The organism is Neobacillus sp. PVCKKU3 (assembly GCF_058323225.1).
In genome coordinates this window covers 108,615-126,737 of sequence record NZ_JBLVQN010000007.1, presented here as the reverse complement: position 1 = coordinate 126,737, position 18,123 = coordinate 108,615, and the positions used below count along the sequence as shown (strand labels likewise).

Annotated in this window: 15 protein-coding genes; 14 read left to right on the top strand and 1 reads right to left on the bottom strand. The window is 35.3% G+C overall.

The features are described from left to right. Positions 1-27 precede the first annotated feature (27 nt). The 14 genes from cccB to ACNQGS_RS06970 all read left to right on the top strand — a co-directional run bounded on the left by cccB (position 28) and on the right by ACNQGS_RS06970 (position 15,947). Positions 28-360, top strand: a complete 333-nt coding sequence (cccB, locus tag ACNQGS_RS07035) for a cytochrome c551 (RefSeq protein WP_491486714.1) — start codon at positions 28-30, stop codon at positions 358-360. Positions 361-736: 376 nt separating this feature from the next. Further along, entirely contained in the window at positions 737-1,423 is a 687-nt protein-coding gene (gene ftsE / locus ACNQGS_RS07030; protein ID WP_464491565.1) for a cell division ATP-binding protein FtsE, read from the top strand. Next, the gene (ftsX, locus tag ACNQGS_RS07025; RefSeq protein ID WP_423799657.1) at positions 1,413-2,306 is read left to right on the top strand and encodes a permease-like cell division protein FtsX; all 894 of its coding nucleotides are present in this window, start codon (positions 1,413-1,415) and stop codon (positions 2,304-2,306) included. The genes ftsE and ftsX overlap by 11 nt, the downstream gene beginning before the upstream one ends. 114 nt (positions 2,307-2,420) lie before the next feature. Next, positions 2,421-3,680 carry a murein hydrolase activator EnvC family protein gene (locus ACNQGS_RS07020; protein WP_491486713.1) on the top strand — a complete coding sequence of 420 codons (1,260 nt, stop codon included), beginning with the start codon at positions 2,421-2,423 and terminating at the stop codon, positions 3,678-3,680. 316 nt (positions 3,681-3,996) lie between these two features. Beyond that, positions 3,997-5,472 (top strand): S41 family peptidase, encoded by a 1,476-nt coding sequence (locus ACNQGS_RS07015; RefSeq protein ID WP_491486712.1) that lies wholly within the window; start codon positions 3,997-3,999, stop codon positions 5,470-5,472. Positions 5,473-5,814: 342 nt separating this feature from the next. Then, positions 5,815-7,008, top strand: coding sequence for a PDZ domain-containing protein (locus tag ACNQGS_RS07010; protein WP_491486711.1), 1,194 nt, complete (start codon positions 5,815-5,817; stop codon positions 7,006-7,008). Between the two features lie 280 nt (positions 7,009-7,288). Beyond that, positions 7,289-9,508 carry a TniQ family protein gene (locus tag ACNQGS_RS07005; protein ID WP_491486710.1) on the top strand — a complete coding sequence of 740 codons (2,220 nt, stop codon included), beginning with the start codon at positions 7,289-7,291 and terminating at the stop codon, positions 9,506-9,508. A gap of 446 nt (positions 9,509-9,954) precedes the next feature. Then, positions 9,955-10,209, top strand: a complete 255-nt coding sequence (locus ACNQGS_RS07000; protein ID WP_491486709.1) for a hypothetical protein — start codon at positions 9,955-9,957, stop codon at positions 10,207-10,209. Between the two features lie 29 nt (positions 10,210-10,238). Continuing rightward, complete coding sequence (locus ACNQGS_RS06995; protein WP_491486708.1) at positions 10,239-10,481, top strand: DUF4871 domain-containing protein; 243 nt, start codon at positions 10,239-10,241, stop codon at positions 10,479-10,481. A gap of 229 nt (positions 10,482-10,710) precedes the next feature. Then, entirely contained in the window at positions 10,711-11,217 is a 507-nt protein-coding gene (locus tag ACNQGS_RS06990; protein ID WP_491486707.1) for an RNA polymerase sigma factor, read from the top strand. Beyond that, positions 11,201-12,133: an anti sigma factor C-terminal domain-containing protein gene (locus ACNQGS_RS06985; RefSeq protein WP_491486706.1), complete on the top strand. Its 933-nt coding sequence runs from the start codon at positions 11,201-11,203 to the stop codon at positions 12,131-12,133. The genes ACNQGS_RS06990 and ACNQGS_RS06985 overlap by 17 nt, the downstream gene beginning before the upstream one ends. Positions 12,134-12,521: 388 nt before the next feature. Beyond that, positions 12,522-13,949 (top strand): metallophosphoesterase family protein, encoded by a 1,428-nt coding sequence (locus ACNQGS_RS06980; protein ID WP_491486705.1) that lies wholly within the window; start codon positions 12,522-12,524, stop codon positions 13,947-13,949. Beyond that, positions 13,946-14,200, top strand: coding sequence for an ABC-three component system middle component 6 (locus tag ACNQGS_RS06975; RefSeq protein WP_423801814.1), 255 nt, complete (start codon positions 13,946-13,948; stop codon positions 14,198-14,200). Before ACNQGS_RS06980 ends, ACNQGS_RS06975 begins: the two co-directional genes overlap by 4 nt. After that, positions 14,190-15,947, top strand: coding sequence for a DUF2326 domain-containing protein (locus tag ACNQGS_RS06970; protein WP_491486704.1), 1,758 nt, complete (start codon positions 14,190-14,192; stop codon positions 15,945-15,947). Before ACNQGS_RS06975 ends, ACNQGS_RS06970 begins: the two co-directional genes overlap by 11 nt. 438 nt (positions 15,948-16,385) lie before the next feature. Here the strand turns inward: ACNQGS_RS06970 and ACNQGS_RS06965 are convergent, their stop codons facing one another. After that, positions 16,386-17,765, bottom strand: a complete 1,380-nt coding sequence (locus ACNQGS_RS06965; protein WP_491486703.1) for a hypothetical protein — start codon at positions 17,763-17,765, stop codon at positions 16,386-16,388. Positions 17,766-18,123 lie beyond the last annotated feature (358 nt).

Sequence of the window (18,123 nt, the reverse complement as noted above, 5' to 3'; positions counted from 1 at the left end):
GGATTATTTACTTTAGGGGGAGTAACAATGAAGAAAAAGTTGCTAACGTTGTTATTAGGAACATCATTAGTAATGGGACTCGCTGCTTGTGGCGGCGGCGGGGACAAGGACACTGGCGGCGGTGGTAAAGACACTGCAACCGGTGATGAAGCTGCTAAGATCTTTGATCAAAAATGCTCCAGCTGCCATGGGGGAGACCTTAAAGGCGGAGTAGGACCTAACCTAACAAAGGTTGGCTCTAAGTACTCCAAGGATGAAATCCTGAATATCATTCATAATGGCCGCGGCGGAATGCCTGCAGGCGTCATTGCTGGTGATGATGCTGACAAAGTGGCTGAATGGCTATCTGCGAAAAAGTAAAAACTACACAAGAAACGCTCTGTTCCCATACAGGGCGTTTTTAATTTTTATAACCTTTGAAAAAAAAGTTAATCCTAACTACTTTTTCCAGAATCTCCTTCCCCCTAATCCTTGGACATTCAAATTATGTATGTTATCCTAATATGGTCCGTGAAGAAAATTCGACAAAAGAACATGAATCTACTAAAAATATTGTTATATGTAAAAAACATGTCTCTTTTTGTGTTTTTGAAAAGAAACTGTAATATAAATACCACTTTTTTTGACAAATTATGATGTTATAATATTATTATGCAGAAATATGCATATAGTTGTAGATATTTTGGCCGTATTGTCGAAATTTGTAAAACAAACTTAAAACAATAGGTGATTTTATATGATAGAAATGCAGGAAGTATACAAAAAATATCCGAATGGCGTTTCAGCTATCAATGGGATTGACGTCCGGATTAATCAAGGTGAATTTGTTTATGTCGTCGGGCCAAGCGGTGCCGGCAAATCTACATTTATTAAAATGATGTACCGCGAAGAAATTCCAACCTCTGGAACGATTACGATCAATGGAGCGAATCTTGCGAAGTTAAAGATGAGCAAGGTTCCGTTATTCCGCCGTAACCTTGGCGTCGTCTTCCAGGACTTTAAACTACTCCCAAGTCTAACAGTCTATGAAAATGTGGCATTCGCTTTAGAGGTTATTGAGGCACAGCCAAAGGTAATCAAGAAGCGTGTCATGGAAGTTATGGACCTTGTTGGCTTGAAGCATAAAATAAAAATGCTTCCTTCCGAGCTTTCCGGCGGTGAGCAGCAGCGTATTTCGATTGCCCGCTCCATTGTCAACTCACCAAGACTCGTTATTGCCGATGAGCCGACAGGTAACCTTGACCCGGATACATCATGGGAGATCATGAAAATTTTTGAAGAAATTAATAATCGCGGCACAACTGTCGTGATGGCAACCCACAACAAAGAGATAGTCAATACTTTAAAACATCGCGTTATCGCCATTGAAGGCGGAAGAATTGCGCGTGATGAACAAAGGGGTGAATACGGTTATGAAAATTAGAACAATTGGCCGTCACGCCCGGGAAAGCTTAAAAAGTATTAAAAGAAACGGCTGGATGACATTTGCTTCAGTTGGTGCTGTTACCGTTACCCTTATCTTAGTCGGTGTCTTTTTTGTGATAATGATGAATTTAAATAAAGTGGCCGATACGATTGAAGAGGACGTGCAAATCCGCGTTCATATCGATGTTGCTGCCAACAAGCAGGACCAAGACGCCTTGAAGGCGCAGATTCAGGCCATTCCTGAGGTGAAAAGTGTCAAATTTTCTCCTAAGGAACAAGAGTTGAAAGATTTAGTACAAAGCATGGGTGAAGAAGGGAAAGCCTTTAAGCTTTTTGAACAGGATAACCCTTTAAATGACGTGTTTATTGTAAAAACAAAAAACCCAACCGACACGATGAAGGCGGCGAAAAAAGTGGAAAAGCTCCATTATGTTGCCAAGGTCAAATACGGTCAGGACAAGGTTGAAAAACTATTTAAGTTCATTAAAGCCAGCCGAAATGTCGGAGTTGTGTTAATCCTAGGCTTGTTCTTTACGGCGATCTTCCTTATTTCCAATACGATCAAAATTACGATTATTGCGAGAAGAAGAGAAATTAAGATTATGAGGCTGGTAGGAGCGACAAACTCCTTTATTCGCTGGCCGTTCTTCCTTGAAGGGTTATGGCTTGGAATTATCGGTTCGATTTTGCCAATCATCTTAATCGGCATCGCTTATTATCGTGCCTACGATTATATCAGCCCTAAGCTGGTTGGGACATTTATCAAAATCTTGCCGTTTGACCCATTCTTCTACCAAGTTGCCGGTATTCTCCTTTTAATGGGGGCCTTTATCGGAGTTTGGGGCAGTGTCATGTCGGTAAGGAAATTTTTAAAAGTTTAATAAGATCAGGAGGGAACCGTATACTGTTCCTTCCTGATTTTGTGTGTTTTATAGAATCATTTGAAAAATAGGGAAGATTAACCGATGAGAGAGAGAAACGAGGGAGAAATCGGAATGAAGAAGACGATAATTACGCTGACCGCTGCTGCCACCGTCGGACTTGGGACTGTCCTTGGAGGCTTGCCGCTGACAACAGAAGCAGCCTCTATTTCCAGTCTGAAGGGTGAGCAGAATAAAATCCACAGCCAGCGGTCCGAACTTAAATCAGGAATTAACGATGCGAATGCAAAAATTAATGACCTGCAAAATCAAGAAAACAGTGTTCAAAATGAAATCAGCCGTCTTGAAGCTGCCATGAACGACACAACGAGTAAAATCAATCAAAAAACGGCAAAGATTGACGAAACAAAGGCTGAAATCGCCAAGTTTCAGGAAGATATAAAGGTCTTGCAGGAACGGATTGAAAAACGTAATGTCCTTTTGAAGGATCGGGTCCGCAGTTATCAGGTAAATGGAACTGTAATAAATTATCTGGATGTTTTGCTGGGGTCGCAGAGTTTTAGTGACTTTATCGACCGGGCAAGTGCGGTAGCAACATTCATGCAGGCAGACCAGGATATTTTAAAGCAGCACGAGGCTGACAAAGCTGAAGTGGAAGAAAAACAGAAAAAAGTAGAATCGGATCTTGCTAGTTTAGAAACGATGGTCGCTGATTTGAAAAAGATGAACGAGCAATTAAGCGCACAACGTGCTGAAAAAGATAATTTATTGGCTGCAATAGCTGACGAAAAAGCAGAAGCACAGGAATATGTAGTGGACATGCAGGAGCAGGAGCAGATTCTTGCTGCTCAGGAAGCTGCAATTCAAAGGTCAATCAAAGCTCAGCAAGCAGCCGCGGCCGCTGCCGCTGCAGCTGCTGCTGCGGCAGCTAAGCCCTCCGGTAATGGCAGCAATACTGTAGCTGTAGCACCACCGGTTTCTGGAGGCAGCTTCACAAGACCGGCTGCTGGTGTCATTACTTCAGGATACGGCGGAAGGGACGGCAGTTTCCATTACGGCGTTGACATTGCCAAGGCGGGCTCTGTGCCAATCGTTGCCGCTGCCGATGGGGAAGTGTATGTTTCCCATTTCTCAAGCAGTTATGGTAACGTCGTTTACATTTTGCATAATATCAATGGTCAGTATTATACAACCGTTTATGCGCATATGAGCACGAGAATGGTTGGCGAAGGCACTACCGTGACAAAAGGTCAGCAAATCGGACTTATGGGGAACACTGGCGACTCCCACGGCCAGCACTTGCACTTCGAGCTATACAGAGGCAAATGGCAATACCACGCGGCCATCAATCCGGTGGGAATTGTGCCGTTGTAAACATAATAACTTACACAGGCGGGGCGGATGCTCCGCCTGTTTTTTTTCTAATAGGACGTAAAAATTCAACTTTGCCTCGTGAACCATCCTAACGGACTCGCCAAACGGCGAGTTTTCATTTAGCTAATAAGAAAGTATAAATTCAACTACGCCTCTGTCTTCGTCCTATCGGACTCGCCAGTCGGCGAGTTTTCATTTATCCTCTCTGCCACTCATAACTCGTCCATTCCTTACATATATCTTAATAATCGGGCAGGAATTCGAAGCCTTTTTAGAAAATAAATTATTAGGCGTACTATATGAGGAGGACCTTTGAATGAATCGAAAATGGATAGCCTTGATGATGGCAGGGTCGCTGATAACAGGGGCAGGTGGCACATATGCGAGTATGCAGTTTTTAGAGAAAAAGGATGCATCCTCCCAGCTAGAACAGGCGTTGATTCCGCAAAACAAGCCTAAAGCTACTGATGTCCAGACGGCGGCATCCGAAACGGAAGCCAAGGATTTGAAAAAAGTGGAGAAGGCCTATGAACTGATCCTAGACAACTATGTCGAAAAAGTAGACCAAGATAAGCTGGTCGAGGGCGCCATCCAAGGGATGCTTTCGGTATTAAAGGATCCATATTCCGTATATATGGATAAGGATACAGCCCAGCAGTTTACACAAACATTGGAATCCTCCTTCGAAGGAATTGGTGCCGAAGTGGGAATGGTCGACGGCAAAATTGTCATTGTCTCGCCTTTTAAAAATTCACCAGCTGAAAAAGCAGGAATCAAGCCAAATGATCAAATTTTAAAGGTGGACGGGGACTCTGTTGAAGGACTTGACCTGAATAAAGCGACGCTTAAAATTCGCGGCAAAAAGGGGACAACCGTCACTTTGGAGATTGCCAGAAAAGGCCTCAAGGAACCATTGACAGTAAAAGTAAAACGCGATGAAATTCCGCTTGAGACCGTGCATTCTTCCGTCAAAAAGCAGGACGGCAAAAAAGTCGGCTACATCGAAATTACTTCTTTTTCTGATCAAACAGATGAAGATTTTAAAAAGAGCTTAAAAGAGTTAGAAGATGACAAAATTAAAGGACTCGTGCTTGATGTGCGCGGCAACCCGGGAGGACTCCTCGAGAGTGTTGATGAGATTTTAAAAGAGTTTATTCCAAACGACAAACCTTACGTTCAAATTCAGGAGAGAAACGGCGACAAGCGGCGCTTTTTTTCAACGATAACTGTGAAAAAACCGTATCCGGTAGTCGTTCTTACAAACAAAGGCAGTGCTTCAGCATCGGAAATTTTAGCTGGAGCGTTAAAGGAAGCGGCCGGCTACCCGATTGTCGGCGAGAAAACATTCGGCAAGGGCACTGTTCAGCAGGCGATGCCGATGGAGGACGGCAGCAACATCAAGCTGACATTATATAAATGGCTGACTCCGGATGGGAATTGGATTCATAAGAAGGGCATCAAGCCAGATGTGGCCGTGAAGCAGCCGGTTATCTTCTCTACTCATCCGCTTCAGATTGAAAAGCCGCTTGTTAAGGACATGAACAATGAACAGGTGAAGTACGCTCAGGAAATTCTTGACGGATTGGGGCTTGCTCCAGGGCGGACGGATGGATATTTCAGTGAGGAAACTGCAGCAGCCGTGAAAGGCTTCCAGCAAAATCACGACCTTCCTGCAACTGGGAAAATTGACGCGAAAACGGCCTCCAAACTAGAGGAAGCTGCGATGAAAGAAATGAAAAAAGAGAAAAACGACCTGCAGCTGCAAGCGGCGTTGAGGCTGGCGGCGAAATAGGGTATCTTTTTGGAGCAGAGCAGCGGCCCCTTGGATAGAGGGTAGCTGCTTTTTTGTGCTCCCGAATCCGGTTTGGCGGATACCATTCGTATTTTGGCGGATAGCTCTATCAGGTTGGCGGATATTAGAAAAATCCGGCGGATAACTTCACAAAATTGGCGGATATCCAGTCAGATTCGGCGGATAACCGCAATCACACAAAAAACCCGTCCGCTCCAAATTAACTATTTTAAAAGTTTCTATAATCTAGCAATATGTTTTATGGTTTTAATTTGGTAAAATAAAACTTAGAGACTTTTAAATTCCATTACTAGAAACTTTGATAGAGGCAGGTGACAGGATTTGGTACAAATATGGCTTGTGGAACTTCTCAAAGGGACAGGCAAGTTATTTCTTCATCCTGTTTTATACTATCTCGTTTTCCTTGCAGGTATCTTGGGTGTGATGAGGGTAAAACGTGAACGGAAAAATTTCCATGTGCGGGCGGAGGATGCCTATTTTGAACTGCGGCAGCTGTTTCCTCTCGGGCTTATGATTGGCCTAATTCTATCGGTCATTGTAGTCGCCGCGGGAATCGCTGTGCCATTTGCGGCAATCCTGCTGATTTTAGGGACGACCCTTCTGTGGTCACTGACTACCAATGTCCGCTGGATGTCTCCGGCATACACGGTTGGGGCTGCTTTCTTTGCGGTCATCCTGTTTGCACAAAACAATTGGTCGATTCCGTTTTTTTCAAAAGCCTTTAACCAGATTAGTGACAGGATTTATCCGTCCATTGTGGTCATTTTGGGTTTCCTCATAATCGCTGAAGGGATCCTTATTTTTAAAAATGGTACCAAGGGGACTTCGCCAAAGCTGGTCAAGAGCAAACGCGGCCAAAGCATTGGTGCCCATGAGGTGAAGCGTCTCTGGATGCTGCCAATGTTTATGCTGGTACCGGGAAATGCACTAAAGCTGCCATTCGATTGGTGGCCGGTATTTCATTTGGGTGTTACAGAATATTCTCTAATTCTAGTTCCTTTTGCCATCAGCTTTCACCAGCAAATCAAAGGGATGCTTCCAAGTGAAGCCGTTAAAAAGCTTGGCCGTCAAGTCATTACGCTTGGTGTATTGATTACCTTACTTTCAGTAGCTGGCTATTGGTATCCGCTATCCTCGATTGTGACGGTCGGACTTGCTGTCATCGGCCGGGAAGCTTTATCATTATTTGCTTACTTAAAGGATGACAACAAACCAGTTTATTTTTCGAAAAAAAATAACGGCTTGATGATTATTGGCATCATTCCGCAATCGCCGGCAGATAAAATGGCTCTCAAGGTCGGGGAAACCATTGCGAAAGTGAACGGAATGCAAATTCGTGATGAGTCGACATTCTATGAGGCGCTGCAAAAGAACCGCGCCCACTGCAAGCTTGACGTTCTCGATACAAACGGCGAGATCCGCTTCGTCCAGCGTGCCCTGTTCGAAGGTGAACACCATGAACTTGGAATCCTTTTTGTACAGGAACAACGGAAATATGGTAAAAAAACAGGGTAATTGTAAAACTTCAAAGATAAACGGATTTGATTAATCATTTACCGGATTTCGTTCGTAATTTCCGGATTGTAAATTAAATTAGCCGGAATCAAAAAATCCTAAATAGCCGGAATAAAATCACATAAACCGGAATGTAAAATCAAAAAAACCGTAATAGGATCCTAATAATTGGATAGAAATCAAATAAATCCGATTTTGATCACAGGCAAGTAATCCTTAAATAACCACTTAGATTTTTATATCTAAGTGGTTAAATTAATTTTTAAGGACTGATAATAGATTGACAAAAAATCCAAAAGAATTAATAAAATTTCGCGAACCATTCGAGGATGAAAGTTTTGATGGTTATATTGCAAGATTAGCTAAAGAAAATTACTATCAAAAGGTAACTTCTTTATACGAATTAGCAGGATTATTTGAAGGACGCAATATTCAATCTATAAATAAACTTAACCCTAAGCAGTTTAGCTTGAAAAACTTTTCAAAATTCACTGGGGTAAGTGAGCAGGATTTATGGAATCTTACCTACTATAACCAGTTATCAAATAATACGAGCCAATCAATTAATTCAGTTATTTTGAATTTTGTAAGTAAAAGAGCTCTACATAGTAGAAAACAAAAAAAATATTGTCCCGATTGTCTAAAGGAACACCTATATTTTAGAAAAGAGTGGGAATTAGTTATTTATCAAGTTTGCTATAAACATAAATCTATTCTGATAAGTGAATGTCCCGTTTGTAATAGGAAAGTAGATAATAGTAAGGTTCCTTTTGACAAGTGTGTTTGTGGATTTGAATACATAAATAGTGTCTCTCATAGGGTTGATAATGAATATGGGGAATTAGAAAGAGCGATTAAATACAAGTTAGAGGGAACAGTCAATGAATCATTATCAAATAATATTTTATTAAATATTGAATTTCCAATTTTTGTTTATCTTGTAATGAATTTTGCTAGATACATCAATACTGTGTCTTCGGAAGAAGCACATTTTAATACTAACATATTTACGTACAAGGAACTTGCCTTTGCATATAAAGCTTTTAACAATTGGCCAGGAGGATTTCACGAGTATATAAATTCTTACAAAACTTTAATTAAGAAAAAGGATAATACCTTTTTCGGATTGAGGGAATACGGAATATTGGGAAGGAATGTCTTCAATAGTTATGGGAAATTAGGGTTGGAATTTATAGTAAAAGAATTGAAGGAATTTTTATTAAAAAATACTGAGTATATTCCTCTTCATAACAATAACCTCACCCCTTCTGCAAAGTGGATTTCTTTTGAAAAATTTTATAGAGAAATTCTAAAGACAAGTGAATCAATTGCAAGGAGATTGATATCTGAAGGGAAGATTGAATCCAAGGTAGTGAAAAGAAATAATAATGGCAACAATATAACCTTAGTGAATTTGGAAAGTGTTATGAAATATAAGGAAGAATTAAAAAACGAAATACCATATAAAGAGGCTTATGAAAAATTAGACATAACCTATTTAATGTTTAAAAATTTAATTGATGGAGAGATATTTAATGAAAGCAATTACTCCGGAGTCAAGAGTAAAAAATTTATCACAAAAGACAGCTATGATAAATTTTTAGAAGAGATTTGGAATCGAACTAATTTAAAAGATGATATTATTGATTCTCAATATGTTGGTTTAGTTCAGGTGTCAAAATCCCTAGGAAATCATAACATCACTTTTATAGACATTATAAAGGGAATACTAAATAAAAAATTGATTTCCTATAGGGAAAGGGGTGCATCAGAAAGTAGTTTACGGGCCTTATACTTATTGCGAGCGGATGTAGAAAAATTCCTCGATAGCCAAGATTTTTATATAAAGGCTCAGTTGGCAAGAAAGTTAGAGGTAGATCCTAGAACAATTGATGACTGGATTAAAGAGGGTTTATTACTGTGTTACAAAGATGGAAAGTTAGTGAAAATTTTTAAAAATGATTTCGCGGAGTTTAAGGAAAATTATATTACCTTGAAAGAAATTAGTTTAATAACAGGAGATGATAACAGAACTTTAGTGCATTTATTGGAAAATAATAATATATTTCCACTGTGCCGAAACACTAATTTAGAAGTAAATTTGGGTTACTTATATAATCGAAAAGAAATAGAATTGTTCTTAACCACTTATAAAATGCCGGAATTTAAACTTGAGGAAAAAGAAGTACTTCGAATACCAGAAATTGGTTTAGTTCTTAAAATAAATAAAGGTGATTTATATAAAATAATTAAAAATGGATTTTTAAAAGGATCTAAATTTAAAAGAGAATATTATATCCCTAAGAACGAAGTTGAGGAATTTAAAAGAAAATATATTGCATTTAATGAAATAGAATTACTGTTAGATATGAATACCATAAGAGCAAAAAAATATTTAATTGATAAAGGTATCCGACCCGTAACCGGTCCGAAAATAAATAACATCACAAAAACATTATACCTTAGAGAAGAGATATTAATCTTAGTAAAAAATAAGTAAGTGCAATAAAAATTGCTACAAACTCTTTAAGGGATGTAAATTCGGGAAAACCTTTATAAAGAATGTAGCAGCAAATACAACGGAGTTCTTTTATCTTATCAATCCAGCAGTAATGTTCATTAGAAAAAGTAAAAATAAAAGTAAAACGATTGTTAAAGAGAATCCGGAGGAAAAAATATGACGGAATATTGGGGATAAGGAAGAGAAAAGATTCAAATGTCCTTTTTCGAGGTACCGATGCCCCTCGTACTAAACGTTTTTATTACCTTGTTGGTCTGAATAGCCTTGAAGATTTCTCTCAATCATATTGTGGATATTATAAAATAGAAGAATCACCCTACATAATTAGGGTGATTCTTCTCGCTAATTTAATTAGCCTGACCAGTACCATTATTCCCAAATAAATTAAGTGTAATACATTTTACATATAATAAAATCACCGGAACTTGAGTGACAAATATGACGATGAGCTAACTAAGAACACATTAGTTCTTAGTTTGTTAATAATTTTTCCATTAACAACTGTTGGCTGTACTAAGGTTACGAATGATATTGATGAAACAGTAAATAACAATCAGGACAAAAGAAATCGATCACAAAATTGGAATGAAAGTTCTTTGTTTAAAGCTGGTAATTATACTTTGATTGGTGAAAAAGGACGTTTAGGTTTTATTTATGATGATAGTGAGGTAAGGTACTAAGATTTTATCCAAATAAAACCCAAAAATATATGTGGCATTTTTGGGGAGAAGATAAAGAGTTTGAAGGAAAACTAAAAGTTGTCGCCACACACGAAAATGATAGTGAACAAATAACTGTGTTAGAAGGTGTAGATATAAGTGGTCCAAATAATGGAGCAGACCGACACACGCCATCCAATATGTCACTACCTAAGAGCGGAATGTGGAAGTTAGTTGCTTATATTGGAGATACACTATTTGGAACTGTATTTATTAAGGTTCATAAGAAATAAACGGCTTCTTGAGCTAAAGTGGGATTTCCTTGAATTTTGGCTGCCATAAAAATGCAGCCTTTTTGTTATTGTACTAACTAGGCAGGTTAGCAGAATATAAAACAAAATATTTTAGTCTTAAAGCGATTCTAGATTGAAGAATCGCTTTTTATGCTTGAAAATATTTTTATAGACATACTGTATACATTTTAGTTCTTCTAACGTTATATAAACGGAAGGAGGAAAACACTTGAAGAGTCGGGTTTCAAATGACCAGCTAATTAAAGTTATGAACGAACTATATTTCTATTTAAAAAAGCAAGGTTCGGATTCGGAAACAGCTAAGGATATTGTTCAAGATGCAGTTTACAAGTCAATGGTACATATTGAGTCAATTGATACCGACAAATACAGAGCTTGGCTTTTCAAAGTAGCTATAAATTTGTATTACGATTATTGTCGTAAAAATAACAAGTCTCCGTCCCATCAATTAAATGAAAATCTTACTTCAAATTCTAAGTTGATTGAGGAATTAATAATTGAAAAAGAAGATGAACGTCAAGTAAGAGAGACATTGGAACAACTGCCAATTAAATTTAAACAGCTACTCCTTCTTAAATATGAATTAGAATGGTCGTATCAACAGATTGCTCAATATTTAGAAATGAAGCCAGATGGAGTGAAAACGTATTTAGCTCGTGCAAGAGCAAAATTCAAGGAGCTATATAGGAGGAAAGAAAATGAACGACAAAAATAATGCACAATTTGAATCAGTTTTTGATGATAAATCATTAGGTAAAACATTGAAAAAAGCAAAACGAGTTACCCTTTTAAGAACAATTCTCATATCTGCTTTTGTTTGTCTTGTAATTGTCTTTGGTATTTATAAAGTTAATATATGGTGGGTAAGTAAAATAGGTGGTGAAACAGCCACTAACCTAATTAAACAAGATGCAGTTATGAAAGCCCCTAACACAATAGTAAATACAGAGACTATAGACTACGGATTTTTAAAGGGAACTATTAAACGAGAAGTATTTAAAGTTGTTGAAGACAAGATTATACCTTGGGAAACACAAGAGGCACATTTTGGATTAAGGGGTTTTAAATCTATGTCTTTTTCATCCTATAGCACAATAATTGATGAGGTTAATCATATACATATTCCTAATGGAGAGAAGGAAATATTATTTTATGTACCTCAATACAGATATAAAACCTATGCAAATGATTTAGCCAAACTAAAAGATTATCCAAATGATAAGTATATTGAATTAGGAATTTCGTTTAATAAAGGTTACTCATTAAATGAAGTTAAGAGAATGCTTCCTAAATCAGTCCATCAAATGTGGTATTGGGTCAATGACTATTCAAATAATGCTGATGAACGGAATGAACCTGAATCTGGAAATTGGTTATACGGAATTTATGACCCAACTTCAAAGGTGGCACAAGCAATGAGTTCTCCAAAAATAAAAAGTGAATCAGACTTTTTAGAGCGTTTAAAAAGGTATGATAAGAGTAAGAGCTATTATGAGTTAATTAAAAACCATCAAAAAGATGGTTTTATTATCGGTGTAGTTGTTACAGGAACAAAAGATACTTTACTTGAACTAACAGACCAACCTTATATAAAAGCATCTAGTATAGGGGCTGTTGTTGATAAGTATTAGAAGCATATTCATAGAATAAAGGGTTTAAACCGAATCTCAAACGAGGGCTTTGGTACTTCTCTGAGGGGTTGCTTAGGCAACACTCTTTTTTTATCGATGATTGTGAAATATTACACCTAAACAAACGGGTAGCTTTTGTTCAATATCCCTGATTTTTAAATAAGCAGAAAATATGCAACTTTTTATTCGTATCTTGCATATTCTCTGCTTTTTACATTCAAAAAACATACTGCCATAAAAGCCTTTTTTAAATTGCTAAATACAACTTTGAGGAAAAAAGGAAATAGTTTTTGACATTCAAGTTAGATTATTGTTCCTAAATAAAGGAATTATTGGGATTCTTGTCGAATCATAACAAGTGGAAAAAAGAAATAATGAGGGATAAAGAATGAAACTTAAATGGGCACATTTATCGGATATCCATTATTTATATAGTAGTTATGAAACAAATGTAATGAGAGATCAATTAATAAAGTACCTCAATGAAAAGAAAAATGATATTGATATATTGTTTATAACAGGAGATATAGCCCACCAAGGAAGTAGTTATGGGGAAGAGGTTGAGTCGTTTCTAGATTCCGTTGTAACAACTATGGAAATTAATAAAAAAAACATATTTATCATTCCAGGTAATCACGATATTAGAAGAAGTTCAATGAATGACAGATTGACTAATCAGATTTTGAGTGCCACAAATGCAAAAGATGAAGTTAACGGCCTGGACGTTGATACTTATCAATCTTTACTTTCGGGTCAGGAGCCTTTTTTTAACTTTTATAAAAAATATATGGGTGAAGATTACCCAAAGGATGCTTTACATTTTGTAAAAAAACGTGAGGGGTTTAATGTTGTTCATATAAATACTTGCTTGATTGCGGGAACTTCGGGGGTAGAAGGGAAGATTCTCGTTGGGTTAAATAAATTGTACGAAGCATTAAAACAACTCTCCAATGACAATTCTATAAATTTTGCAATCGGTCATCATACCATTAATTGTATTCATAAAGACGAAAAAGATAGCTTGCTTAATAGATTTTCTGATAGCAAAATTGATTTATATTTAAATGGTCACGTTCATAAAGCAGCATATCACAATGAGAATGATAATTATAATAATACCTATATGTTTACTTCTGGTTCAATGTTTGTTGATGATTATGCGGATCCAATTTTCATTACTGGAACAATCGATACCGACGCAGCAAGCGGAGAAGTTATTTACCATAGCTGGAATAAGCGTGGTGAATACTGGCATCAGAATAACTCCGTAGGAAGATTAGTTGTTGATGGAAGCTATAAATTTGATATTCATCGATTAAAAAAAAAGACTGAAATAATAATTGAAGATTCTCCACTAGCCATTGATGAAGACGAGTTCAGAATGTTTTTGATTGAATTTCATACAATTGTTAATAAAGAAACAGGCATCAACGAAGAGTTTATTCCAAAAGATATTACCGAAAAGTTTGTTAATATGCTTTGCTCTCCTACATTGGAACGTCAATTTGACAGATGTTCAGTATACTTTCCAATAATCAATAAAATTTTAGGTACAACTTCCTTTTTTAGTTTTGATAAACGCTTTATTATTCCTGATGTGATTGTATCTGAGTATCTAAACGTGCTTTATAGTTACGAAAATGGAGATTTAATTCTCCATCATATGATTAATAATCTATTTATTAAATACAGGGGCCAGGTCAATTACTCGGAAGAAAGGCTGAAATCGTATATTCGAATATTAATTTTTTGGAGTATATATGAATGTGATATTTTTAATGAAGATAAAAGGCAAAGGACTGTTATTAATCGATGAATTTTTTTCTTTTATCAAAGCATCAGACAATAGAGGAGAATGTATTAGTCACTTCCAAGATATTATATGAGCTTCTAAACAAGAAAAAGCACGTAGATCAGTTGTTTCTTGAATTTGCACAAAAACAAAACCTAGTCCTGAATTTAAATATTGAGCGAGTACTGTACCTTTCATTAACATTTTTATATTCGCTCGATGTAATTTCTATACAAAACAATTTAGTTATGAGGAAGAAGAAAAATGATTCTTAAAAGGTTGCTTATTTATAGCTATCAATCAAAAGAGATTTTAAAGGAATATATATTTAATCAATGTGGTCTAAATGTTATTTTAGGTGAAAAAAAGGAAGTAGGTAAAGAGGCTAATGGTGTTGGTAAGTCCACAATGGTTGAAGCAATGAACTTTTTGTTAGGGGGGGCTTGCCCTGATGATTTTATTGGTAAACCCAGTCTAACAGAAAAAGATATTTTATTAGTTCTTGAAGTATTTTCTGATAATCAAAATATTTTCCTTGGCAGGCTTATTAATCAACCCGAAAAAGGATACTATTTGAATGCAGCAACCGTCTCGTATGATTTGAGAGATTGGATAGATAAGGAAGATGGTGATTTTAAAAAATACATAAATGATGTATTACTCGGATTAACCTCTGATGAGCCATCTTTTTCAGCTCTTCGCGAGTACATTATTAGAGATGAAAAGGAGGGCTTTACTAATATTGGGCTTCCGAACAGGAATGCAATGAATGAAGCTATGTATTTGGCTTTCTTATTCAATTTACCTTATGATTTCGAAAAAGAAATTGCAAAATATAAAAAGCAACAGAAAGAATATAATCAAAAGTTAAGTATCATAAAGTCCTTAAAAAATGAAATTAGTGATTTAAAGTTACGAGAGAAGAAATTGAACAAGGAAATAAAAGAATTAGATGATATTATTAAACAAATAAAAATTTCAAAGAAATTTGAAAAGGATGCAGAAGAATATCAGATCTATAAGGCTCAATACAATGAGTTACGGAATTCAATATTTGAATTAAAGCACGTAAAAAACCAATACCAAAACAATATTAATGACCTTGAAGCTAAATTAAAGGAAATTAAGCAAATAAATGATATTCAACCTTTTTATGAGCAGTTAATTGGTTTCTTTCCTGATAAGGTTAAAAAGAATCAAGAGGATATCTTTCAATTTTATTACTTTATGGTTGATAGTAGGGGAAAGTATTTTAATCATAAAATTAATGAAATTGATTATGAAATCAAACAAAAGCAGAAGAAACTTGATGAATTAACTATAAAACTTCAAAACTACACCCAATCATTAAAAAACACAGATCTTATTACAGATTTAACAAAGGTAACAAATGATAAAAGTTTAAAATTTGAAGAGTTAGCCCAGATTAGAGTAAAAATCAATATGTACCAGGAAAAAACAAATGTGACGGCTGATATTAACAGAGTTAAGCAGGAAATTTTAAAGCAAATCGACATAAAGCTTGATATATTCAAGACCTATGAGAATTCCGTAACAGAACTTAAAGATTTATTTAACAGTCTAGTGTTAGAGGTTTATGACGAAAATGGTATTCTAGACATTGAATTAAACAACAATACGGGAATAAATGATACAACAGGCCGAATCAAAATAAATTGTAGAATTGATGATGAAAAATCTCACGGAAGATTACATATGAAAATTAATATGTTTGATTTGACTTGGTTTATTGATGGGCTTAACAAGAGAGAAAACATTACCTTTTTAATCCACGATGGCTCATACTCAAAGCCGGATAGATTTGCAAAATATCGTCTTATAAAATACGTTGATAAAGTGCTAAAAGAAATGTCTAAGGGGCAGTACTTCATCACAGTTAACGTTGACGAGTTGGAGGATGCTGCAATTACTGAACTCTACAAAAATGAATGTGTAATAGCGAAATTAATGCGATCAGAGGATAATAAGGAAAGATTCTTTGGTTTTCGATATACATCATAGTGTATCAATTGTAAATACCATAATTAAAACAGAATCACAAAAGTTTTTTAGCTACCATTATGGTGGCTTTTTTATCTTTCTAGAACCTTAACGTTGTAAATGCAAGCTCTTGAAATTATCCTATTGGTAAACACGTTGGCTACAAGTGGTAAATCCCGTGGCATTCGCTGGTAAAAAAGATGGCTGATGTGGTACATTCTTATGGCTATAATCAAGAAGCTGGGCTATTTTATTTATTGAAAACAAAAAGCACCGCAAATACAGTGCAAATTGATATGGATTTTACTTTACATTTTTAGCTGTAAATTCACTGAAAGGAAACGGAACCTGTTAAATGCTATTGGAGAGTTTTCTTTTTTAGGATTTCCGGATTAATTTACTAAACTACCTGTTAGTCAGTAATTTGATATAAAATCTTACAAAGGTAAATTAAATTTATTATAAGGCAAATCCACGTTTGAACAGCTTATTTATTGCCTGTTTTATATTTTCCCTAGATATCCCAATATCATTTAAAACCATTGCATAATAAAGCCATTCCAAAACAATCAAATCAAGAATTACTACTGGATTAAGTTCCTGATCTATATTACCGTGTGCAATATTATTCCTTTGAGTTTGAATTCGTTCTGATATATCCGAGTAGTTTACATCTTGTATATTATTTAAATTATACAAGGATTTAATAAATATCTCTAAAACATCTTTAAACTGATTTAATGTCCAATATATTTTATCAGATAATGTCATATTGCTTCTCAATATTAATTTTTTGATACTTTTAAAGTATTTTTTATTTTTACCCGTATATTGCTCTATTTTTTTATCTAAAAAGGTTAAAATTTCTTTTTCTTGTTCGCTATATTTTTCTTCATTCTCAGTATTCTGTTCATTATACGTAGAACGAAACTGCCATTCAAACCCAGCAGTAATCATTATAAAACGAGAAGGTGTAATTCTATGCCACTCTCTCGAATCTTCCGGTATATGTGATAAATATATAGAATTTTGAATTATTTTTTCAAATAATTTACCCAATTTATCCTCTAATAAAGGTAAGGTAATTAATTGTTCCTGAACGATTTTCTCGGTATCAGTATATAGACAATTAATATCATTAATAAAAAGCAAACCTATTTTTTTATAGTATCCAGATACGATATCCTTTTTCTTTAATGTAATTTTGTTAATTGTTGTATTTTTTCTATATGATATAAAATTAAGTAATTTTTTTGTTATTAATACTAAGTGTTCTGCCTTACTTATCTCATTTGTTTCTTGAAAATTAAGGCTCATATCCGTTTTTATTCTGATTGGCAAAGTTGATATACGTGAAAAAGTTCGTGCAATATTAAAGGTACCATTAACTACCTGGTCTTCAAAATCAAAATAAAACTCTTTTTCGGTTTTCTCAAAAGGTTCAAGTTTTACTTCTGATTCTCCAGTATTTGTATTCATTTTAAATGAATATGAATTACCAACATTATGAAACCAATTAAATTCATCAGCATTGACTTGTATACTATCAAAAGAAGTTTCTCCGCTCTCCAAAATTACATAGGATATTATTTTAGCTGTATGTGTTTTGGGACCAGTTTGATCTAAACTCCTTAAATTAAATAAAATATCTTTTCCACTTTCAAAGTCTTTTCCTTTAAGGGAATGGGGGACAAATTCTCTAGGCTGTTTGTCAAAAATAAAACTTAAATCATCTATATAAACATTATCACGATTTTCAATTTCTTCAATTTCAAGAATAAAATCTTTTAATTTAAATAAACATTTTTTATTTTCAATATCTAATAATCCTGTTATCAATAGGTTTCGCCTCTTCTCACTGATATAAGCAAATAATTCTATATATTTCATTAAATTGAAATTAATTTACCATTATTTTAACATAACCTTGATAACTAGAAAAAATGACGTATGCATAATCCATAGATCATTCTTTTAATAAACACCTTTACCTGAAGGAATAACGATAGTTTTAACAAATGCACAGTTGAACTAACGCGGTACCAGAGTTAATCAATGAGGGGCTGCGGCTTGCTCTTTTTTTCTTACTTAAGCTAACGGGTAGCAATTTAGTTTAATAAGTAGAATTAGTTAAAAAATGGCTCAGTATAATAACTGAGCTATTTTTATATTTTACATAAAAAGGTAAAAAATAGGT